This is a genomic window from Shinella kummerowiae, assembly GCF_009827055.1.
GTDB classification, from domain to species: Bacteria; Pseudomonadota; Alphaproteobacteria; order Rhizobiales; family Rhizobiaceae; genus Shinella; species Shinella kummerowiae.
Genome location: NZ_WUMK01000010.1, coordinates 50,287 through 70,357, shown reverse-complemented (window position 1 = coordinate 70,357; position 20,071 = coordinate 50,287). Strand labels below are relative to the sequence as shown.

Annotated in this window: 16 protein-coding genes; 7 read left to right on the top strand and 9 right to left on the bottom strand. The window is 61.3% G+C overall.

Annotated features, from left to right (window positions below; translation table 11 throughout):
- Positions 1-11 precede the first annotated feature (11 nt).
- Positions 12-536 carry an Lrp/AsnC family transcriptional regulator gene (locus GR138_RS24015; protein WP_160861803.1) on the bottom strand — a complete coding sequence of 175 codons (525 nt, stop codon included), beginning with the start codon at positions 534-536 and terminating at the stop codon, positions 12-14.
- Positions 537-617: 81 nt separating this feature from the next.
- Here GR138_RS24015 and GR138_RS24010 point away from each other — a divergent pair, with 81 nt between their 5' ends.
- The 3 genes from GR138_RS24010 to GR138_RS24000 all read left to right on the top strand — a co-directional run bounded on the left by GR138_RS24010 (position 618) and on the right by GR138_RS24000 (position 3,533).
- Positions 618-1,811, top strand: a complete 1,194-nt coding sequence (locus GR138_RS24010; RefSeq protein WP_246200668.1) for an MFS transporter — start codon at positions 618-620, stop codon at positions 1,809-1,811.
- Positions 1,812-2,114: 303 nt separating this feature from the next.
- A complete protein-coding gene (locus GR138_RS24005; protein WP_160861801.1) occupies positions 2,115-3,155 on the top strand; it encodes a glutamine synthetase beta-grasp domain-containing protein in 1,041 nt (346 codons plus the stop codon).
- A gap of 228 nt (positions 3,156-3,383) precedes the next feature.
- Positions 3,384-3,533: a DUF1127 domain-containing protein gene (locus tag GR138_RS24000; RefSeq protein WP_083243217.1), complete on the top strand. Its 150-nt coding sequence runs from the start codon at positions 3,384-3,386 to the stop codon at positions 3,531-3,533.
- A 100-nt stretch (positions 3,534-3,633) separates the two neighbouring features.
- On the opposite strand, the gene GR138_RS23995 is transcribed toward GR138_RS24000, so the two are convergent.
- Genes GR138_RS23995 through GR138_RS23985 form a run of 3 tightly spaced genes read right to left on the bottom strand, consistent with a single transcriptional unit; the run spans position 3,634 to position 8,477 of the window.
- The gene (locus GR138_RS23995; RefSeq protein ID WP_160861800.1) at positions 3,634-5,175 is read right to left on the bottom strand and encodes a SpoVR family protein; all 1,542 of its coding nucleotides are present in this window, start codon (positions 5,173-5,175) and stop codon (positions 3,634-3,636) included.
- Between the two features lie 11 nt (positions 5,176-5,186).
- Positions 5,187-6,506, bottom strand: coding sequence for a YeaH/YhbH family protein (locus tag GR138_RS23990; protein WP_160861799.1), 1,320 nt, complete (start codon positions 6,504-6,506; stop codon positions 5,187-5,189).
- Positions 6,507-6,527: 21 nt separating this feature from the next.
- Complete coding sequence (locus GR138_RS23985) at positions 6,528-8,477, bottom strand: PrkA family serine protein kinase (RefSeq protein WP_160861798.1); 1,950 nt, start codon at positions 8,475-8,477, stop codon at positions 6,528-6,530.
- 261 nt (positions 8,478-8,738) lie between these two features.
- Here GR138_RS23985 and GR138_RS23980 point away from each other — a divergent pair, with 261 nt between their 5' ends.
- The 3 genes from GR138_RS23980 (at position 8,739) to GR138_RS23970 (ending at position 11,816) form a co-directional block, all read left to right on the top strand.
- Complete coding sequence (locus GR138_RS23980; RefSeq protein WP_160861797.1) at positions 8,739-9,632, top strand: DMT family transporter; 894 nt, start codon at positions 8,739-8,741, stop codon at positions 9,630-9,632.
- 252 nt (positions 9,633-9,884) lie between these two features.
- On the top strand, positions 9,885-11,150 hold the full coding sequence (locus GR138_RS23975) for a BtaA family protein (RefSeq protein WP_160861796.1): 1,266 nt from the start codon (positions 9,885-9,887) through the stop codon (positions 11,148-11,150).
- 6 nt (positions 11,151-11,156) lie between these two features.
- Positions 11,157-11,816, top strand: coding sequence for a class I SAM-dependent methyltransferase (locus GR138_RS23970; RefSeq protein ID WP_160861795.1), 660 nt, complete (start codon positions 11,157-11,159; stop codon positions 11,814-11,816).
- A 358-nt stretch (positions 11,817-12,174) separates the two neighbouring features.
- On the opposite strand, the gene GR138_RS23965 is transcribed toward GR138_RS23970, so the two are convergent.
- Complete coding sequence (locus GR138_RS23965; RefSeq protein WP_160861794.1) at positions 12,175-13,299, bottom strand: RHE_PE00001 family protein; 1,125 nt, start codon at positions 13,297-13,299, stop codon at positions 12,175-12,177.
- A gap of 306 nt (positions 13,300-13,605) precedes the next feature.
- Between GR138_RS23965 and GR138_RS23960 the strand changes: the two genes are divergently transcribed.
- Positions 13,606-14,628, top strand: a complete 1,023-nt coding sequence (locus tag GR138_RS23960) for an LLM class flavin-dependent oxidoreductase (protein ID WP_160861793.1) — start codon at positions 13,606-13,608, stop codon at positions 14,626-14,628.
- A gap of 115 nt (positions 14,629-14,743) precedes the next feature.
- Here GR138_RS23960 and GR138_RS23955 read toward each other — a convergent pair whose 3' ends face one another.
- From GR138_RS23955 to GR138_RS23940, 4 genes are all read right to left on the bottom strand, one after another.
- Positions 14,744-16,912 carry a TonB-dependent siderophore receptor gene (locus GR138_RS23955; RefSeq protein WP_160861792.1) on the bottom strand — a complete coding sequence of 723 codons (2,169 nt, stop codon included), beginning with the start codon at positions 16,910-16,912 and terminating at the stop codon, positions 14,744-14,746.
- A 157-nt stretch (positions 16,913-17,069) separates the two neighbouring features.
- Positions 17,070-17,954, bottom strand: coding sequence for a helix-turn-helix domain-containing protein (locus tag GR138_RS23950; protein ID WP_160861791.1), 885 nt, complete (start codon positions 17,952-17,954; stop codon positions 17,070-17,072).
- 130 nt (positions 17,955-18,084) lie between these two features.
- Positions 18,085-19,590: a tripartite tricarboxylate transporter permease gene (locus tag GR138_RS23945; RefSeq protein WP_160861790.1), complete on the bottom strand. Its 1,506-nt coding sequence runs from the start codon at positions 19,588-19,590 to the stop codon at positions 18,085-18,087.
- Between the two features lie 9 nt (positions 19,591-19,599).
- The gene (locus GR138_RS23940) at positions 19,600-20,061 is read right to left on the bottom strand and encodes a tripartite tricarboxylate transporter TctB family protein (protein ID WP_160861789.1); all 462 of its coding nucleotides are present in this window, start codon (positions 20,059-20,061) and stop codon (positions 19,600-19,602) included.
- Between the last annotated feature and the right edge of the window lie 10 nt (positions 20,062-20,071).

The following is a 20,071-nucleotide window of genomic DNA, read 5'->3' as shown; positions in this document are numbered from 1 at the left end:
CAATGTTCCTGTCAGGCCGGGACGTCGAAGGGCGGCCAGTCTTCGGTCTTTTCGGCCTGGACGGGCCGTTCGAGATAGGTCGACAACACGACATAGCTGCGCGTCGCCTTCACGCCCGGCGTGGCATAGAGATGGCCGAGCAATTGCTCGAGCGCATGTGCGCCGTCCGTGCGGACCTTCAGCAACATGCAGGCATCACCGGTCACCGAGTGGATTTCCTCGACCTCGGGAAACCGTCTGATCGCCATCAGCGCCGTTGTCTTGCCCCAGCCGGCCGTATCGATGTGAACGAAGGCGAGAAGCGTCTTGTCCGTCGCCTGCGGATCGATCAGCGCCGCGACCCGGCGAATAGCGCCGCGCTGGCGCAAACGCTTGACGCGCTCATGCGCGGCCGGCGCGGAAAGGCCCACTTTCTTGCCCAGCTCCGCATAGCTCAGGGTCGCATCCTCCACCAGTTCGGCTAACAGTTTTCGATCCATGGCGTCGGACGGTGGCACCGGCCGGGCATTCTGCCGAACGTCATCTGTTTTTTCCATGTGCCTCAATTCCTTCGTTGCTGCCGAATTTTGTTCGCATATTCTAGCTTCATGCAGAACAGCAATCAACAAACTCCCGGCATGCCCTTATCGGCCATACCGTCCATCGTCTGGACGCTGACAGGCTGTATCGGTCTCATCGGGTCGAATTCGCTGGCGCTCGGGCCGATAGCGCCGGCCATGGCAGCGGCTCTCGGCACGAGCGTGCAGACGGTAATGATCGCCTCGGCGGCCTTCGGTCTCGGCACGGCCGGCGGTGCGCTTGCGCTCGGCCAACTGATCGACCGCATCGGGCCGCAGCGCATGCTGGCCATTACCATGCTGCTGATGGTGTTCGGCTTTGCCGGTGCCGGGACAGCCATCGGCCCGGAAATGCTGATCGCCGCGCAATTCGGCCTCGGGATCGCCGCGGGCGTGGCCTTGCCGGCGATCTACACGCTGGCGGCGGTGTCCGGCCCGCCCGGGCACGAAAGCCGTACGCTCGGCATCGTGCTCACCGGCTGGACCCTCAGCATGGTCGGCGGCGTGCCTCTTTCGGCCCTGATTGCCGACACGCTTGGCTGGCGTGCCTTCTATTTCATCCTCGCCGGCGCCGCGCTCCTTGCCGCCGGCACGATTGCCCGGCGTCCGACGACGAAAGGGGTGGCGGGCGGGCTGCAAACGCCGCTCTCGGCGCTCAGGGTGAAAGGCGTGCTGCCGCTGCTTGCCGTCTGCGGCTGCTTCATGGCGTCCTTTTATGGTGTCTACGCCTATCTCGGCGATCATCTGCATGCCGATCTCGGCTTGCCGGTCAGCGCAAACGGCCTGGCGACGATCCTCTATGGCATGGGTTTCGGCGCGGCCGCCTTGCTGGATCGCTTCCTCGACACCCATCTTGCTCGCCCGCTGCTGCTCTCCGTCCTCATGGTGCTGGTCACGGCAGTCTTTTCCCTGATGTTCGTTTTCTCAGGCAGTTTCATTGGCCTTCTCGTCCTGATGGGCGTGTGGGGATTGGCCAACCATCTCGGCCTCAACGTGCTTATCATGCGCCTGACGGCACTCGATCCCCAGCAACGTGGTGCGATCATGGGCCTCAACAGCACCGTCACCTATCTCGCACTCTTTGCCGGCACGATCGGTCTTGGTGAGGTTTACGCCGGCCAGGGATTCCGCCCCGTCGTGCTCTGCGCCGTCGGCCTGATGCTGACGGGCGTTGCCATCTCCCTGCTTGCTGCCCGCGGGAGTGCGGCGGTGAAGAGGGACGCCGAGCGGCGCCAGACAGCAACTCCTCGTTAACCATCGTCTCCCACCGACCGGCACGCGGTGCTCCCCACCGAGGGCATTGCCGACGCCGCGTTTGCGATTTGCCCCATTGCCTCAAAGGCTATCGCATTTTGCCTGTTTTTTGTGCGATTCGCTGCTTTCTTGCGCTCCGGCATCGCAGCGTTGCTGCCGACCAGTGGTCGAATGGCTATTTTTCGACGATTCCCCACCCCGATCCCGACTTGGCACGATTAATGCTTTTTAACAGGCAGCGGCTGTCGGTCATGTGTTGAATTGCCCGGCAGCCTTGGAACCAGCGTCACGTGAGAGAACGAAATGACTAAGTTTAAGCTCGAATACATCTGGCTCGATGGCTACAAGCCCACCCCGAACCTGCGCGGCAAGACCCTGATCAAGGAATTCGACGCATTCCCGACGCTTGAGCAGCTTCCGTTCTGGGGCTTCGATGGCTCGTCGACCCTGCAGGCCGAAGGCTCGAGCTCGGACTGCGTGCTCAAGCCCGCCGCGGTCTATCCCGACCCTGAGCGCAAGAACGGTGTCCTCGTGCTCTGCGAAGTCATGATGCCCGACGCCAAGACGCCGCATCCGTCCAACACGCGTGCGTCTATCCTCGATGACGACGGCGCCTGGTTCGGCTTCGAACAGGAATATTTCTTCTACCAGAACGGTCGCCCGCTCGGCTTCCCGGAAGCCGGTTTCCCCGCTCCGCAGGGGCCGTACTATTGCGGCGTCGGCTTCGGCAATGTCGGCACCCTCGCCCGCAAGATCGTCGAAGAGCATCTCGACATCTGCCTGGCGGCCGGCATCAACCATGAAGGCATCAATGCCGAAGTGGCCAAGGGCCAGTGGGAATTCCAGGTCTTCGGTAAGGGCTCGCGCAAGGCCGCCGACGAAATCTGGCTCGCTCGCTACCTGCTGCAGCGCCTGACCGAAAAGTACGGCATCGACGTCGAATACCACTGCAAGCCGCTCGGCGACACCGACTGGAACGGCTCGGGCATGCATGCCAACTTCTCCACGGAGTACATGCGCGAAGTCGGCGGCAAGGACTATTTCGAAGAGCTGATGGCTGCCTTCGCGGAAGCGCGCGCCGATCACATCGCCGTCTACGGTCCGGACAACCACATGCGCCTGACCGGCAAGCACGAAACGGCGTCGATCCACCAGTTCAGCTACGGCGTGGCTGATCGTGGCGCCTCGATCCGCGTGCCGCACAGCTTCGTCAACAACGACTACAAGGGCTATCTGGAAGACCGCCGCCCGAACTCGCAGGGCGACCCCTACCAGATCGCGTCGCAGATCCTGAAGACGATCTCCACGGTCCCGACCGACGTGGAAAACCGCAAGGCCGCTTAACGCCGCTGGACACCTGAACGCGCCGACAAACGGCAGCGCTCAACGGAAAAGCCTACAGAACGCCCCGCATCCTGCGGGGCGTTTTTTTTGGCTAAAAAATGTGCAGCGGTCGCTGGGTGGGACCCAGCCGATGGCGCCATGCAAAAAACGCATGCCTACACTGCATGCATATGCATTTTTTCTGGGCACGCGATTCACTATCTACAGGTCAACACAAAGGAGTTGATCATGAACGTTTTCGCAAAGCTCAAGAAGAACGCCGCCGAACGCCGTGCCGTCCGCGAACTCAGCGCCCTCGACGACCGCGCCCTGCAGGATCTCGGCATCTCGCGCGCCAACATTCGCTCTGCCGTTGCCGGCCTCCTGGTCCTCGGCTAAGCCACACCGGCAGGCGCCCGGGCGCGTGTCGAACAGATTGCCAGATCACGTTTGTGTGGTCGGCCCTCCAAAAGCGCTTCGCAGTCTGCGAGGCGTTTTTTTATGCCTGTGCTGACGAGCACTCGTAGAGAACCTTGTCGGTTGCGCTATCCACACCGGCCAGGCTGACGCCATAGCCCCAAAGCCTGCGGATATGGGCAAGGGTCCTGTCACGCTCGGCCTCGTCCAGCAGGACGCCATTGCGGATCCTGTGCCGCAATCGAAGCTGGCGGTCGCCCAAAAGGTCGACGTCCACCACCTGAATATCCGGCCGGTGCGTGCTCGGGTCGTAGTTGCGCGCAAGTGCGGCGCGCACGGCCGAATAGCCGCGCTCGTCATGGATGGACGCGACCTCGCAGAACCTGTCGGTGGCGAGGTCGGAGAGGTGGAACAGGCGGAATTTTCGGATCAGCGCCGGGCTCAGATATTGCAGGACGAAGGATTCGTCGCGGTGGTTCTCCCAGGCGTCGATCAGCGTGCCCATGCTGTCGCCATTGCCGGCAATGTCGGGAAACCAGTCCTTGTCCTCCGCGGTCGGTTTCGTGCAGATGCGCTCGATATCCTGCATCATCGCAAAACCCAGCGCATAGGGATTGATGCCGGAAAAGCGCGGGTCGTCGAAGCCGGGCTGGAAGACCACATTGGCGTGGCTTGCCAAGAGTTCCAGCATGGCGCCTTCACTCATCCTGCCCTGGTCGAACAGCCGGTTGATGATCGTGTAATGCACGAAGGTCGCGCAGCCCTCGTTCATCACCTTGGTTTGGCCCTGCGGATAGAAATATTGCGCGATGACGCGGACGATGCGCAGGATTTCCCGCTGCCAGGGTTCCAGGATCAGGCTGTGTTTTTCGAGAAAATACAACAGGTTCTCTTCCGGAAGGTTCAGCACCTTCTTGCGTTCCAGCGCTTCCTTCTCCGCTTCCTCTATGCCGGCGCTGCCGACGGCTGTCGGGAGTGTGCGCCACAGATCGCTGTAGGTCTGCTCCTCATATTCCAGCCTTTCGCGCGCCCGCTCCGTCACCTTTGCCGGCGAAAGCCGGGGCGGACGGCGATAGTGAAACACGCCCTGGTCCATCAGCGCATGGGCTGAATCGAGAATCTCCTCGACCGCGGCGATGCCATGCCGTTCCTCGCATTTGGTGATGTATTTCTTGGCGAAGTCCATGTAGCCGAGGATCGCTCCGGCATCGGTCCATTGGCGGAAGAGATAGTTGTTCTTGAAGAAATGGTTGTGGCCGAAAGCGGCATGCGCGGTCACCAGCGCCTGCATCGGCATGGTGTTTTCTTCCATGAGATAGGTGATGCAGGGATTGGAGTTGATGACCAGCTCATAGGCGAGGCCCCGGCGTCCCTTGCGGTAGAAATGGCTTTCGAAGACGAAACGTTTGCCGAAGGACCAGTGCTGATACATCAGCGGCATGCCGATCGAGGAATAGGCGTCGAGCATCTGCTCGGAGGAGATGATCTCGATCTGGTTAGGATAGACATCCAGCCCCATCTCGCCGACGGCGATCTCCTCGATGGCCTCATAGGCGCGCGAAAGGGTTGCGAAGCTCCATTCGGAACCGTTGAACAGCAGGGAGGAAGGGGGCCGTTTTGCCATGGTCCCGCCCTTCACCGGCTGAGCTGCACGGCTTTGTGCCGGGCGAAAAGCTTGCGGAAAACCGGATAGATATCGGCAGGTCTTGCAATGCGGGTCATCTGGAAATTCGGCACCGCGCCATCGACCTTTCGATAGGAACGCCACAGCGACGTGCCGTTGTCCGTTGCGCCAAAAATCTCGCTCTCCCGCTCGTCGATGATCTCGACATAGGCATAGTACTGGCAGAGCTTCATCAACTCGTCGCGCAGAAGGGCTGCACAGCGCTCGGAATCGCCCGTGGCGTTGTCGCCATCGGAGGCCTGGGCAGCGTAGATGTTCCAGATATTCGAGGGATAGCGGTCGAGAATGATCCGCTGCATCTCCTCAAGCGCCGTCGAAACCACCGTGCCGCCGCTCTGCTTGCTGAAGAAGAAGGTTTCCTCGTCGACCTCGTGCGCCTCATCCGTGTGGCGGATGAAGACGATGTCGATGCGCTCATAGCGGCGCTTGAGGAACAGGTGCAGGAGAACGAAGAAGCGCTTCGCCAGGTCCTTCTCCCGCTCGCCCATCGAGGCCGAAACGTCCATCAGGCAGAACATCACGGCATTGGCGTTGGGCAGCGGCAGGCGTTCGAAGCGATTGAAGCGCACATCGACGGGATCGACATAGGCGATGCGCTTGCGCCGCCGCTCCAGCGCCTCCAATTCCTCGCGCAGTGCCGCAAGCCGCCGGCGCTGCGGCTGGGAGAGGCTTGGTTCGTTTTCCAGCGCCGCGATCTCGTCGGCGACCGCCTGATATTCCTTCTCGCTCGGGCGGCGCAGCGCAATGCGCCGACCAAAGCTGTTGCGCATCGTGCGCCCGACATTGATGTTGCTGGGTGTGCCTGCGGTGGTGAAGCCGACGCGGTGCGGCTTGTAGGTCACCGTTTCCTTGAGGTTGAGCTTCACCATGTCGGGAAGCTCCAGATCCTCGAAGAAAAGATCGAGCACCTCGTCGCGCGAGAGGATGAAGAGGAAGTCGTCATCGCCTTCGCCGCGCCCGGCGCCGCGTCCGGCACCCTGACCGCCGCCGGCATCCGGCTTGCCGATCCGGTCGCCTGCCGAAAAGGTCTCGTTGCCCGGCAGCACGTGATGCCGTTCACCGCTGTTTGACGCATTGCGAAAGCTGGGTTCGTCGGCACCGCGTTTCGGTACCGGCACGCCATGAGCGGCATCGACATCGGCAATCTTGTCGGACCGGACCTGATCGCGGATCGAGCGCTTCAGTTCGTCATGCACCCGCTTCAGAAAACGCTGCCGGTTGCCGAGGCTGCGGTCCTTGGGGTTCAGCCGGCGGTCGATGAAATTCGGCATGGGCCGACTCCCGTTTCGGTGTCAGCCAGCCTTGTTGACGCGCATGTACCAGTCGACCAGCCGCCGGACCTGCCGCACGGTATAGCCACGCTCGGTCATGCGGTCGACGAATTCGGCGTGCTGCTTTTCGGTGGCACTGTCCTTCTTCGAGCCGAAGCTGATGACCGGCAACAGATCCTCGACCTGGCCGAACATGCGCTTTTCGATGACCTCGCGCAGTTTTTCGTAGCTCGTCCAGGCCGGATTGCGCCCGCCGTTGCGGGCCCGGGCACGCAGGGTGAATTTCACGACTTCGTTGCGGAAGTCCTTGGGGTTGGCGATGCCGGCGGGTTTTTCGATCTGCGACAGTTCGCTGTCGAGGATTTCCCGGTTGAGGATCTGGCCCGTGTCCGGATCCTTGAAATCCTGATCTTCCAGCCAGGCATCCGCATAGGAAATATAGCGGTCGAACAGGTTCTGGCCGTATTCGCTATAGGATTCCAGATAGGCCTTCTGGATCTCGTGACCGATGAACTCGGCATAGCGGCTCGCCAGTTCCGAGCGGATGAAGTCGATGTAGTTCGCCTCGACTTCCTTGGAGAACTGCTCGCGGCGGATCGCCTGTTCGAGGATGTACATCAGATGGACCGAGTCGGCCGCGACCTCCTTGGTGTCGTAGTTGAAGGTCTCGGACAGCACCTTGAAGGCGAACCGCGTGCTGATGCCGGTCATGCCCTCGTCGACGCCGGCGGCATCGCGATATTCCTGCAGCGATTTTGCCTTCGGATCGGTGTCCTTGAGGTTCTCGCCGTCATAGACGCGCATCTTGGTATAGGTCGGCGAATTTTCATGCGGGGTTAGCCGCGTGGCGACGGTGAAGCGGCTGAGATTTTCCAGCACTTCCGGTGCGCAGGGGCTGTTCGAGAGCTCGCTTTCGCGCAGCAGCTTTTCGTAGATCTGCCGCTCCTCGGTGATGCGCAGGCAATAGGGCACTTTGACGACCAGGATACGGTCGAGAAAGGCCTCATTGTTCTTGTTGTGCTTGAAGTGCAGCCATTCCGATTCGTTGGAATGGGCAAGCACGATGCCCTGATAGGGGAAGGAGCCGAAGTTTTCGGTACCGTTGTAGCTGCCCTCCTGCGTGGCGGTCAGCAGCGGATGCAGCACCTTGATCGGTGCCTTGAACATTTCGACGAATTCAAGCAGGCCCTGGGTCGTACGGTTAAGGCCGCCGCTGAACGAATAGGCGTCCGGATCGGCCTGGCTGAAGTTTTCGAGCTGGCGGATATCCACCTTGCCGACAAGCGTCGAAACGTCTTGGTTGTTCTCGTCGCCGGGCTCGGTCTTGGCGATGCCGATCTGGCGCAACCGGGAGGGCATCAGCTTGACGACACTGAACCTGGAGATATCGCCGCCGATCTCGTCAAGCCGCTTCGTCGCCCAGGGCGAGATGAGGCCGGTGAGCCGCCGCTTGGCGATGCCGTATTTGTCCTCCAGCAGGTCGCCCATGCGCTCGCGGCTGAAGAGGCCGAGGGGTGATTCAAAAACCGGGCTGATCTTGCCGTCGATGGCGAGCGTATAGATCGGCTGTTCTTCCATCAGCTTCTTGAGGCGCTCGGCGAGCGAGGATTTGCCGCCCCCCACCGGGCCCAGCAGATAAAGGATCTGTTTGCGCTCTTCGAGCCCCTGGGCGGCGTAGCGGAAATAGCCGACAATCCGCTCGATCGTGTCTTCCATGCCGTAGAAATCGGCGAAGGAGGGGTAAATCTTGATGGTCCGGTTGCCGAAAATCCGGCCAAGGCGTTCGTCCGCGCTGGTATCGATCAATTGCGGTTCGCCGATCGCCGTCACCATCCGCTCGGGTGCGGTGGCATACATCTTTTTATCGTCGCGGCACGCAAGCAGGTACTCCTGGAGGCTCAGTTCCTCCTGCGCGGTACTCGCATAAGTTTTTGAAAAGAGGTCGAAAACGTCGCTGCCAGTGGTTCTCATCGAACGCTCCTGCTGTCGCCGAACAGTATAGCTTTTTTCCCGTCTGCCGTCCTTATCTTTAAACGGAATGGAGCAGAAATTTGTTCCCGCCTTCGCTGTAAACAGAAAGTGAATGCAAGCGTGGATATTGAAGGCGGCAAATCTTCCAACCACTCTGTTCATTCAACAGATATGGCACTGGACGCGGGCCGTTTGCGCGCGCTTTAACGCGAATCGCGAACAGGCATGTCCACAAGCATATAGTCGATCGATCGGAACACAATGCCAATCCATGAACTTGCCGCGCTCGGCGCCGCAACCTGCTGGGCCCTGACAGGGCTGATCTCTGCGGGCCCTGCCGGCCACCTCGGCGCACCCGCCTTCAACCGGGTCCGCCAGATCTTCGTCACCGGCCTTCTGGCCCTCTATGTGGTGGCGACCGGCACGTGGCGGGAGCTGGATGCGGCCAGCATTGGCCCGTTGCTGCTGTCCGGATTGATCGGCATCTTCGTTGGCGACACGTTGCTCTTTGCCACGCTGAACCGGCTCGGCCCGCGCCGCTCCGGAATCCTCTTCGCGCTCAATGCGCCGATTGCCGCCCTGCTCGGCTGGCTAGTGCTTGGTGAAGCCCTGCCGGTCGCCGCCATGATGGGCATCGCGCTGACGGCGACAGGCGTGTTCCTGGCCATTCTCTTCGGCAAGCGGCGGGCGCAGATACATGAATGGGAAACGATCAAGGGGCCGCTATCGATCGGTGTCCTGCTCGGGCTGGGTGCGGCGACCGGGCAGGCCATCGGCTCCATCCTCGTGCGCCCCGTCATGGCGACTGGCCTCGATCCCTTCGTCGCTTCGCTGCTGCGCGTCGGCATTGCCGCCCTCTGTCTCAGCGTCCTGACCCAACTGCCTATCCCTTCCGTCAAACCGAAAGGACCGCTTACGCTCAGGGTTGCGGCGATGACGGCGTTGACCGGTGTGCTGGCGCTCGCCATCGGCATGACGCTGCTGCTCTTTGCGCTGTCGGGCGGCAAGGTCGGCATCATCTCGACGCTCTCGGCCACCTCGCCGGTCATGATCCTGCCGATGCTGTGGCTGAAGACCGGCGAGCGCCCGGCCGGTGGCGCCTGGGCCGGTGCTGCGCTAGTTGTCGTCGGCATGGGCCTGATCTTCCTGCGCTGAGCGATCGCAGGGCGGCGATGACAACACATCGGGCACGGTCCTGTGGACAGAATGGCGGGTGTCATGCGGATGTCATGGCGATCTGTTGAAACGCTGCCCCATGTCGTTCGCTGATTGTGACGATCGAGATGGAAACTGCCCAGCGGGTTTCGCACCGATCCTCGCCCTTCACCGCACAGGCATGCGCAGTTCGCCGCCGCCCAGTCCGTCGCGCCGATGGATAGGGCGGACATTCCAGCGTAGGAAACCCTGATGATCGACACGGTGATCTCTCCCGCTCCCTCTCCGGCCGCAACGCGTAAGGACGGGGTCGGCAAGCGCCTCAACCGCGCCGTTCGCCGCAATCCGCTGCTCTCCGCCTCCGGAATGTCCGAATACGTCTTCTCCCGGCTTTTCCGCAACCTCGTCTACGCGCAAATCTGGGAAGATCCTGATGTCGACATGGCTGCGCTGAAAATCGCGCCGGGAAACAGCATCGTCACCATCGCGTCCGGCGGCTGCAATGCGCTGTCCTATCTCGTTGCTGATCCTGCCCGCATCGAGGCGGTGGATCTCAACCCGGCGCATGTCGCGTTCAACCGCCTGAAACTGACCGCTGCCGCCCATCTGCCAGACTACGAGACCTTCTATCGCTTCTACGGCCAGGGCGACGATCGCCGGAACCTCGACGCCTACCGGCAATATCTGCGGCCCTTCCTCGACGCGGAGACGCGCGATTACTGGGAAAGTCGAACCGTTACCGGTCGCCGCCGCATCTCCATCTTCCACCGCCGCCTCTATCGACACGGCCTGCTCGGCGGCTTCATCGGCCTTGGCCACACGATGGCCCGGCTCTACGGCGCCGATCCGCGCGGCCTGCTCAAGGCGCGCACGATCGAGGACCAGAAGCGCTTCTTCGACGAGACGCTGGCGCCGCTGTTCGAAAAGCGCCTGGTCCGTTGGGCGACCGGGCGCAAAAGCTCGCTCTTCGGACTTGGCATTCCGCCGCAGCAATACGAGGCCCTTTCGGGTGCCGGCAGCGACATGGCGTCGATCCTGCGCCAGCGTGTCGAAAAGCTCGCCTGCGGTTTCCCACTCTCGGAGAATTATTTCGCCTGGCAGGCCTTCGGGCGCGGTTATGGAAGCGGAGAGCTTGCGCCGCTACCACCCTATCTGTCCCGGCAGAATTTCGAGGCGGTTCGCAGCCGCGCCGGTCGTATCTCCATCACCAACACGTCGCTGACCGAATTCCTTGCGGCAAAAGCCCCGCAATCGGTCGACCGCTTCATCCTGCTCGATGCGCAGGACTGGATGACGGACGCGCAGCTCAACGCGTTGTGGAGCGAGATCACCCGCACCGCCGCCCCTGCTGCCCGCGTCATCTTCCGCACGGCACCTGCGGAAAGCCTGCTGCCCGGCCGTGTCGCCGACACAGTCCTCGACCGCTGGACCTATCACGCCGCGGAATCGCGTGCGCTGCACGACAAGGATCGCTCGTCGATCTACGGCGGTTTCCACCTCTATGAATTCAAGGGGTGAGCGTTGATGAACGCACTATCCGATCATGCGCTGCTGATGGACCGCATCTACCGCTGGCAGCGTCGGTTCGGCATCTATAACGCCACGCGAAAATACTACCTGCTCGGCCGCGACCCCTTGCTTGCCGGGCTCCGGCCCGTACCGGGCGGCGCGGTGCTGGAGATCGGTTGCGGTACCGGGCGCAATCTCGTGAAAGCGGCTGGTCTCTACCCGGAGGCCCGGTTTCACGGCATCGACATCTCGCAGGAAATGCTCACGGCGGCGGAAACCGCTGTCGCGGGCGCCGGCCTTCATGACAGGATACGTCTTGCCAGGGCCGATGCCGCTGCTTTCGACCCGCAATTGGCTTTCGGCCAGGGCAGCTACGACCGCATCTTCATCTCCTATGCCGTATCGATGATCCCGCAATGGCAGAAGGTCGTCACGGAAGCGACCGCCCGCCTTGCTCCGGGCGGGGAGCTGCACATCGCCGATTTCGGCGACATGCAGGGCTTGCCCGGCTGGTTCAAGCGCGCTGTGACCGCCTGGCTCGGTTGGCACCACGTGACGCCCCGCGCCGACCTGTTCGACTTTGCCGCCGAACTGGCTGACGCTCACGCCGGGCGCAGCGAAGCGAAACGCTTGCATCGCGGCTTTTCCTGGATCGCCATCATCCGAATGCCTTGACTGACACAGCCGGCAGGAGAGAAACGAAGCCACTGCCGCACGAAGGTGCCGGAGTGGCTTTTCTCAACACAACGTCTCAACCTTTGCCGCGATCGTGTGACTGGGCCCGTGGTGCTGGCGCAAAAAAAATGGGCCACCGGAAAACCGAGGCCCATGAAGTGTGGAGATATGAAAACCTCCAGAGGGGAACAGCGGATGCAGCGGACTGGGAGGAGACCGCCGTGTGCATCAGCTGCAAGCACTATGCTTAATTTTTGACCGTTTGGAAAACATTTATTGTGCAATGCAGCTATGCAGAAGGCGCACCACTTGCGCTTGCCAGCCGGACGCATTCTGCCAATGTCAGGAATCTCCCCACCTACAAGACGCCCCAGGCGCGAAAACGCCCCCTGCCCGTCAATTCCCGCAGCTTGAGGTCCTCTATGATCCGCAACGCCGCCCGGGGTGTCACACCGAGCGCCCTGGCAACCATGCCCGTCGAGACCATCGGGCGGGAGAGCACGAGATCGATCAGATCCGGCAATCTCGAGGACGTGCGGCGGTCAACAAGACGGCGCTCCATCATCTGCCGGGCGAGGACCAGTCGATCATGCTCCTTCATGCCGATCGTCGCCGCGGCCGTGACCCCATCGAGGTAAGCGGTAAGACGGGTATCCCGGTCGCGGTGGACACGCTGTTCGCGCCGGATGGTTTTCAGGCCGACATTCGCCGCAGCAAGATGCGCTCCTGATGTGAGACCCGCCTCGCGCAAACAGGCTGCGGCGAGAAGCCGTCCCAGCCATGGGGCATGTTGCAGCACTTGTAGGGCATTCCAGGCATCGAGCAGCACTATTGCCCTCAGAACCGGGGGCAGCTCCCGGCTTTCATCGACGGCAACGCGCCATTCCTCCAGTCGCGCATCCTCATCCCAGTCAAGGTCGTAGACGAGAGGGTCCTTTTCCCGTCCACCCCGCCGTGGCGGAACGCTGGCGCCGGACAGGACGGCCTCCGATCGCGCCAGCAGGGCATCGATCGCCGCGAGTTCCTTTGCCAAGGGATCGGCAGTGTCCGTTTCTTCCCTCACCTTCCCCAAGGCCAGCGGTTCATCGCCAGCGCGAGGAGCCGACATTTCCCGTCGATCGCCGACTGGTTCAGCGGCGCCCAGGCCACGCAGGCTGCGGACGCTGTCGATATCGAGCGCCCAGTCCGGCGGCTGCAGGACAATCCGCCGGCGAGTCCGCAGCACATCGCGGGCGATGGTGAGTTCGTGGGTCGGCGTGCGGATATCGTGGCCGTCGTCGTGAAGCACGAGATCCTCGAGATGGACAAGTTCCCCGTCTATCCACAGCGAGGCGCAGGCGTCGGCGAAATGCATGCGCTCCATCCAGCCGTCCCCGGCCGGCGAATGCGCGAGACGTTCGTCGAGGCGCGCCAAGGCGGCCGTCGCGCCGCAAATGCGGGGCAAAAGGCTGTGAAGCGGCAATTTGGAAATATCATAACGCATTGAATTTATGGTAAACGAATTTTCAAACGGACGCTATGTCATAGTTAATGTCCGCTAGATGGAAATCGTGCCTGATTGCGTCGCGTCATCGATCACTTCGGCGAGACTTAACCCCCATATCCTGATGATAGGACGTTCGTTTCTGCCCTTCAACGGGGCCGGCAAAAGTGCAAATCGAAATGAACAGTCGCGGTATCGATCGGTGAACACTGCGTTCGCAGAGCGCGCCTTTTCAAGCCGGCTTCGATATCCCATCTTCGGTGCCAACATCCTCCCAACGGACGCTCCGCGTCGAGGTAGATACCTATGAAGAAAATCGGCTTCCTGTCCTTCGGACACTGGACCCCCTCCCCTCAATCGCAAACCCGCTCGGCGGGTGATACCTTGCTGCAGTCGATCGATCTTGCCGTCGCCGCGGAAGAGCTTGGCGCGGACGGGGCCTACTTCCGGGTACACCACTTTGCCCGGCAGCTCGCCTCGCCCTTCCCGCTACTGGCCGCCGTGGGCGCCAGGACGAAGAGGATCGAGATCGGCACGGCCGTGATCGACATGCGTTACGAAAACCCGCTCTACATGGCCGAGGATGCTGGCGCCGCCGACCTCATCTCGGGCGGACGTTTGCAGCTCGGCGTCAGCCGCGGCTCACCCGAGCAGGTCATCGATGGCTGGCGCTATTTCGGTTTTGAGCCGCAGGAGGGCATGAGTGACGCGGATATGGGCCGCCGCCACGCCGAAGTGTTCCTCGATATCCTGAAGGGTGAGGGTTTTGCGCAACCGAATCCGCGGCCGATGTTTCCCAATCCGCCGGGTCTTTTGCGGCTCGAGCCCCATTCGGAGGGCCTGCGCGAGCGCATCTGGTGGGGCGCAAGTTCGAACGCCACGGCCGTCTGGGCGGCGAAACACGGCATGAACCTGCAAAGCTCGACCTTGAAGGATGATGAGACGGGTGAACCCTTCCACGTCCAGCAGGCGGCGCAGATCCGCGCCTATCGCGAGGCCTGGAAGGAAGCAGGGCACAGCCGTACGCCGCGCGTCTCCGTAAGCCGCAGCATTTTTGCGCTCGTGGACGACCGCGACCGCGCCTATTTTGGCCGCGGCGGCAAGGACGAGGATTCGATCGGCTTCATCGACGACAAGACAAGGGCGATCTTCGGCCGCTCCTATGCCGGCGAACCGGATGTTCTGATCAAGCAACTCGCGGAAGACGAAGCCATCAAAGAGGCCGATACGCTGCTTTTGACCGTGCCGAACCAACTCGGCGTCGAATACAACGCCCACGTTATCGAGGCGATCCTGAAGCACGTTGCCCCGGCTCTGGGTTGGCGTTAGGTGCGCTTCTTTTAGACTGCCGGAAACAAAAAGGCGCGCCGGAAAACCTGGCGCGCCCTTTTTGTCGGACTGTCATCTACGGCCCGCGGTTGGGCCATTGAAAATGCCAACTGTGTTACCAGGAAGTGCTTGCCTTGAGCATGAAGGTACGCCCTGCGCCATAGGCGCACGAATTCGCACCTTTGCAGCTTGCGACATAGTCCTTGTCAAACAGGTTCGACGCGTTCAGCGCGATAGCCCAATTGTCCTTCTTGAAGCGAATTGCGGCATCCACCAGAGTGGCGGCGGGCACTCTCAGCGTATTGGCGTCATCCGCCCAGGATTTGCCAATATGACGAACACCGGCGGCAACACTCAACCCCTCCAGCGCGTCACCTTGGAACGAATAGTCCAGCCACAGCGATGCGGTCAGGTCCGGCACCTGGATCGGTGTCTTGCCGATGAGGGCGGTATTGAAATCGTTCGTGATCTCCATATCGAGATAGGTCAGGGCGCCAATGGCCTTCCAGCCGCTCGCGATATTTGCCTGTACGGAGGTTTCAAACCCTCGTGACGTCACCTCGCCGATAGCATACGCGTCGGTCTGAGAGCCATTCCAGTTGGTGTTTGCGACATTCTCTCGGGTTATGTCGAAATAGGCCGCCGTAATGAGGGCATCCATGAAGCCGGGCTCGTACTTGACGCCGATTTCCCATTGTTTTCCAGTCTCCGACGGCAGGAGACCGTCTTCCGGGTCTGTGGTCGTCGTCGGGTTATAGGACGTGGAATAGCTGGCGTAGGGCGTCAGGCCATTTGCAAATTCGTAGGCGAGCGCCGCCCGCCATGTGAATTTTCGCTCATCGCCGTCAACCGAATTCGTCGGCGTTAAATGGTCGGTGAGCTCGGTCGAGACGAAGTCATACCGGGCGTTGGCGGTAACGATCCAGCCATCGCCGAACTTGATCTGGTCCTGAGCATAAATGCCAAGCTGATCGCGCTTCAAATCCTGATCAAGGTAAGGATCATTGAGCGACGGGGGAACAATTCCATAGACCGGGTTATGCGGATCGAGATCCAAAGCACCGAAGCCGACGGCCTGCGTCTGATCTAGCGAATAGTTTCGGTAGTCCAACCCCAAGAGCAGGTTGTGATCGAGGGCTCCCGTCGCAAATTGGCCTTCGAGTTGGTTGTCGACAGTGAAAAGGCCGACATCCGTATCATGCGCAAACCGGTAGCGCGCCAGCTTCGTCGGGCCGGTTGACGACCATCCGTTAGTGTACAGAGCATCTTCTTTGAGAGAGACGCTAGCGTAACGCAGGTTCTGGCGAGCCGTCCAGTTGTTGTCGAACGTATGTTCGAACTCGTAGCCGATCATCGCCTGTTGACGCTCGTAGACGTCGCGGCTCTCGTCACCATAGAACAGATCGCGCGGGATGCGGCCGACGCCAGGCCTGTCTACGACGGTGCCTTCATACGGCAGGAAGCCGGTGCTGGTGTGTGTAAGGTCGACGTTCTGATACGAGCTGAGAATGGTAAGGCTTGTATCCTCGTCCGGTTTCCATGTGATGCTGGGCGCGATCGTGCCGCGGAAATCGTCCGACCTGTCGGTTTCCCAGCCACCGCCGGAAATCTTGCCGGTCAAACGATAGCTCAATACGTCGTCGCTGCCGAACTTGTCGCTGAAGTCCAGGCCGAGATAGCCATTGCCGAAGCTGTTGATGCCGGTTTCGACATAGTGCAACGGCTCATCGGTCGGCCGCTTGCTGATGAAATTGACGAAGCCGCCCGGGCTGGCGCCGCCGTACAGCACGGAACTCGGTCCTTTGATGACTTCGATCCGCTCGACGAAAAACGGATCCACCAGGAAGGTGCCGAAGCCGGTCTGGAACAGGGAGAGACCGTCGAGGAACATGCCGGTCTGATCGGCCTGGAAACCGCGAATGAAGAGCCAGTCGGTGTCGGAGTCCGTACCGTAGGTCGAAGGATTCACGCCGGCGACGTAACGCAGAGCCTCGTCGATCTTCTGCGGGCTCTGGTCGTCGATCTGCTCCCGGCCGACAACGGTAACCGACTGCGGTACCTCATTGAGGGCGGTCGCAGTCTTGCTGCCGGTCCGTGTGGATTTCGCCACGACGCCTCGAACGGCCTCGACGCCGGTCGTGTCCGATCCCTCAATGCGGATTTCCTGCAGCAAGGTCGGTTTGCTCGCATCCTGGGCGTTGGCAACAGGCGGTGCCAGCAGGGCGATGGCGGCGGTGCCGCACGCCAGTGCCAGTCTGAACTGCCGTTCTCTCTTCGTCTTCATATTACGGACACCCCACTCACGCCTGCCCCGTCGCAGGCACCCCGATAACGATAAGATGAGTGGTTAACTCAGATTTAACTGCCGGGATTGTCGCATTCGCGGAAAATTGAACGTTCTTGGGCAATTTTCCGGGCGCTGAACATCCGCCCGATCGACATCAGGCAAGCTGTGTCTTCTGCCAATGGGCAGGGGTCGTGCCGAAATTCTTGCGGAAGACGCGAGTGAAATGCGCCTGGTCGGCAAAACCGGATTCGGCGGCAATTTCCGTCAACGGCTGTTCACCCTGCAAAAGCAAGTACTTGGCGCGGCGCAGTCGCGCATTGACCTGCCACTGATGAGGAGCGACGCCGGTCGAAGCCTTGAAGGCATGGCTGAAATGGGATTGCGACAGCCCGATCAGATTGGCGAGTTCCTCGAGCTTTATATTGCGCAAGCAGTTTTCTTCAATGAAATCGGTCGCGCGGCGCAGTTGCCAGCCGGCAAGCCGGCTGCGCTTGCGGCCCGGCGCCTTGGCAAGCTTCATGACGTCGATGATCAGCGCAAGCGCCAGGCCGTCGCCATAGAGGTCATGCAGCGGTTTCGGATTGGTGCATTCGGCCGCAATGAACTGTGCGAGCGAAAGAAGGCGGGGGTCGGAGAAAAAGAGTTGCGGCGTCGCCAGGCGCTCCGGATCGAGATCTTCGGCCAGCCGACGGCTCATCGTTTCCACGTCGAAATGCAGGTCGAGATGACGCATGAACCGGTAGTCGGTCAGGTCCGCCCACATCTCGAAGTCGGCGGGGATGTAGGCAATCGGGCAGCGCTGCCAATCCTCGGCACGTTCCGGCCCCTCCGGTGACAGGCGGATGCGGGATGCACCCGGCCCTTTTTTATCCAGCAGGACGAAGAGGCGCGGGTCGCGACCGACATAGTAGCCGCCGGCATAGGCCGCACATTCCACATCCCAGACATCGGCCACGATGCCGTTCCAGTGCCGACGATGGAGGTCGCCGACCACGGAAAAGCCCTCGATCCTGTTCTGCATGCGCGGCTGGAACGTCATCCGGCAAACTATTCCTTCCTAAATTTATCAAGTTTTTTAGCGAGAATTTCGCGGCAATGCAATATCGCTAAAATGCGGAAAGGGGCGGTTCGGCACCGCCCCTTCCCTTCTTCCCCGCAGGTTCTTCTTCTTAGTCTTCTTCTTGGAAAACCTGTTCGCGCTTGGCCTTGACCGAGGGCAGGAAGACGACGACCAGCACCGCGACGGCAATTGCCAACAGGATCGCGCTGATCGGCCGCGTAACGAAGGTGGTCGGATCGCCGCGCGAGAGGATCATGGCGCGGCGCAGGTTTTCTTCCAGCAACGGGCCGAGCACGAAACCGAGCAGCAACGGCGCCGGCTCGCAGCGCATCTTCACCAGCAGGTAGCCGCCAAGTCCGAAGAATGCGACCGCATAGAGGTCGAAGACGTTGGAGTTCACGCTGTAGACGCCGATCGAGCAGAAGGCCATGATGATGGGGAACAGCACGTAGTAGGGTACTGTCAGCAGCTTCACCCAAAGGCCGATCAGTGGCAGGTTCAGTACCACCAGCATCAGGTTGCCGATCCACATTGAGGCGATGATGCCCCAGAACAGGGTCGGCTGTTCGACAGCGACATTCGGGCCGGGAACGATCCCCTGGATGATCATCGCGCCGACCATCAGCGCCATGACCGGATTGGCGGGAATGCCGAGCGTCAACAGGGGAATGAAGGACGTCTGGGCCCCGGCATTGTTGGCCGATTCCGGGCCGGCAACACCGGCGATCGCCCCCTGGCCAAACTCCTCCGGCCGGTCGGAAATACGCTTCTCGACCGTGTAGGAGGCGAAAGCCGCGAGGATCGCTCCTCCCCCCGGCAGGATACCGAGCGCCGAGCCGATCGTCGTGCCGCGCAGCACGGGGCCGACCATGCGCTTGAAATCATCCTTGGTCGGCCAGAGTTCGCTGACCTTGGCCATCAGCACCGTGCGGGACTTCTCGCCTTCGAGGTTACGCAGGATTTCGGCGATGCCGAAGACACCCACCGCAACGGCCACGAAGTTCAGTCCGTCGGCATATTCGCGGATGCCCAGGGTAAAGCGCGGCGTGCCGGTATAGATATCCGTGCCGACAAGGCCGAGCAGAAGACCCAGCGCGACCATGGCAAGCGCCTTGACGATCGATCCGTGTGCCAAGGCAATCGACGAGACGAGGCCGACGACCATCAGCGAGAAGTATTCGGCGGCACCGAATTTCAGGGCAATGCCGGTCAGCGGGATGGCGAAGATCGCGACAAGGAAGGTCGAGACGGTGCCGGCGAAGAAGGAGCCGAGCGCCGCGATGGAGAGTGCCGCCCCTGCCCTGCCCTTGCGCGCCATCTGGTATCCGTCGATGGCGGTCACAGCGGACGAGGATTCGCCCGGCATGTTGATCAGGATCGCGGTGGTGGAACCACCATATTGCGCGCCGTAATAGATGCCGGCGAGCATGATCAGCGAGGAGACCGGCTCTAGCTGGAAGGTGATCGGCAGGAGCATGGCGATGGTTGCCGTTGCACCGATGCCGGGCAGAACGCCGATCAGCGTGCCGAGCAGAACGCCGATGAGGCAGAAGGCCAGGTTGGCGGGCGAGGCGGCGGTGGAGAAGCCAAGCGCAAGATTGCTAATGAGATCCATCAGAGCCTCCTAGAGCCGTGTCCACGGGCCGAACCGCTCGAATGGCAGGCCGAGGCCGTAGCTGAACACCGCGACGGAAAAGACCGTGATGCCGATGGCGAGCAGAAGCGCCATGAGCGGCTTCATCCGTGTCGAAGCGAAGGCGGCAATGAGCGCCGCGAAGAACAGCGACGGAACGAAGCCGAGACCGCGCACGGTGAGGCCGAAGAATATCGGTGCGGGCAGAATGAACAGCATCCCGCGCAAGGCCACCGGCCCGATCGGTTCACCCTTCACGCGCGTTGCCTGCGCCAGAACGATCACGCCGAGACCGGTGAGAATAACCGCAAGGATCAACGGGAAAAAGCCAGGCCCCATGCGGAATGCCGTGCCAAGCTCCAGGGTGAGGCATTGGTACACAAAGAAGCTGCCAAGCGCGATGAAGGTCAGACCGCAGATCGCGTTGGTGCTGTCGAACTCGAGTTGTTTCATGGAATCCCCT

What these genes read in the sequence shown, in the direction of transcription:
- GR138_RS23975 (WP_160861796.1), top strand. Translation starts at nt 9,885, where the DNA reads ATGATCGACACGGTGATCTCTCCCGCTCCCTCTCCGGCCGCAACGCGT.
- GR138_RS23955 (WP_160861792.1), bottom strand. Translation starts at nt 16,912, where the DNA reads ATGAAGACGAAGAGAGAACGGCAGTTCAGACTGGCACTGGCGTGCGGC.
- GR138_RS24000 (WP_083243217.1), top strand. Translation starts at nt 3,384, where the DNA reads ATGAACGTTTTCGCAAAGCTCAAGAAGAACGCCGCCGAACGCCGTGCC.
- GR138_RS23985 (WP_160861798.1), bottom strand. Translation starts at nt 8,477, where the DNA reads ATGAGAACCACTGGCAGCGACGTTTTCGACCTCTTTTCAAAAACTTAT.
- GR138_RS24010 (WP_246200668.1), top strand. Translation starts at nt 618, where the DNA reads ATGCCCTTATCGGCCATACCGTCCATCGTCTGGACGCTGACAGGCTGT.
- GR138_RS23940 (WP_160861789.1), bottom strand. Translation starts at nt 20,061, where the DNA reads ATGAAACAACTCGAGTTCGACAGCACCAACGCGATCTGCGGTCTGACC.
- GR138_RS23965 (WP_160861794.1), bottom strand. Translation starts at nt 13,299, where the DNA reads ATGCGTTATGATATTTCCAAATTGCCGCTTCACAGCCTTTTGCCCCGC.
- GR138_RS23995 (WP_160861800.1), bottom strand. Translation starts at nt 5,175, where the DNA reads ATGGCAAAACGGCCCCCTTCCTCCCTGCTGTTCAACGGTTCCGAATGG.
- GR138_RS24005 (WP_160861801.1), top strand. Translation starts at nt 2,115, where the DNA reads ATGACTAAGTTTAAGCTCGAATACATCTGGCTCGATGGCTACAAGCCC.
- GR138_RS23970 (WP_160861795.1), top strand. Translation starts at nt 11,157, where the DNA reads ATGAACGCACTATCCGATCATGCGCTGCTGATGGACCGCATCTACCGC.
- GR138_RS23990 (WP_160861799.1), bottom strand. Translation starts at nt 6,506, where the DNA reads ATGCCGAATTTCATCGACCGCCGGCTGAACCCCAAGGACCGCAGCCTC.
- GR138_RS23950 (WP_160861791.1), bottom strand. Translation starts at nt 17,954, where the DNA reads ATGACGTTCCAGCCGCGCATGCAGAACAGGATCGAGGGCTTTTCCGTG.
- GR138_RS23945 (WP_160861790.1), bottom strand. Translation starts at nt 19,590, where the DNA reads ATGGATCTCATTAGCAATCTTGCGCTTGGCTTCTCCACCGCCGCCTCG.
- GR138_RS23960 (WP_160861793.1), top strand. Translation starts at nt 13,606, where the DNA reads ATGAAGAAAATCGGCTTCCTGTCCTTCGGACACTGGACCCCCTCCCCT.
- GR138_RS23980 (WP_160861797.1), top strand. Translation starts at nt 8,739, where the DNA reads ATGCCAATCCATGAACTTGCCGCGCTCGGCGCCGCAACCTGCTGGGCC.
- GR138_RS24015 (WP_160861803.1), bottom strand. Translation starts at nt 536, where the DNA reads ATGGAAAAAACAGATGACGTTCGGCAGAATGCCCGGCCGGTGCCACCG.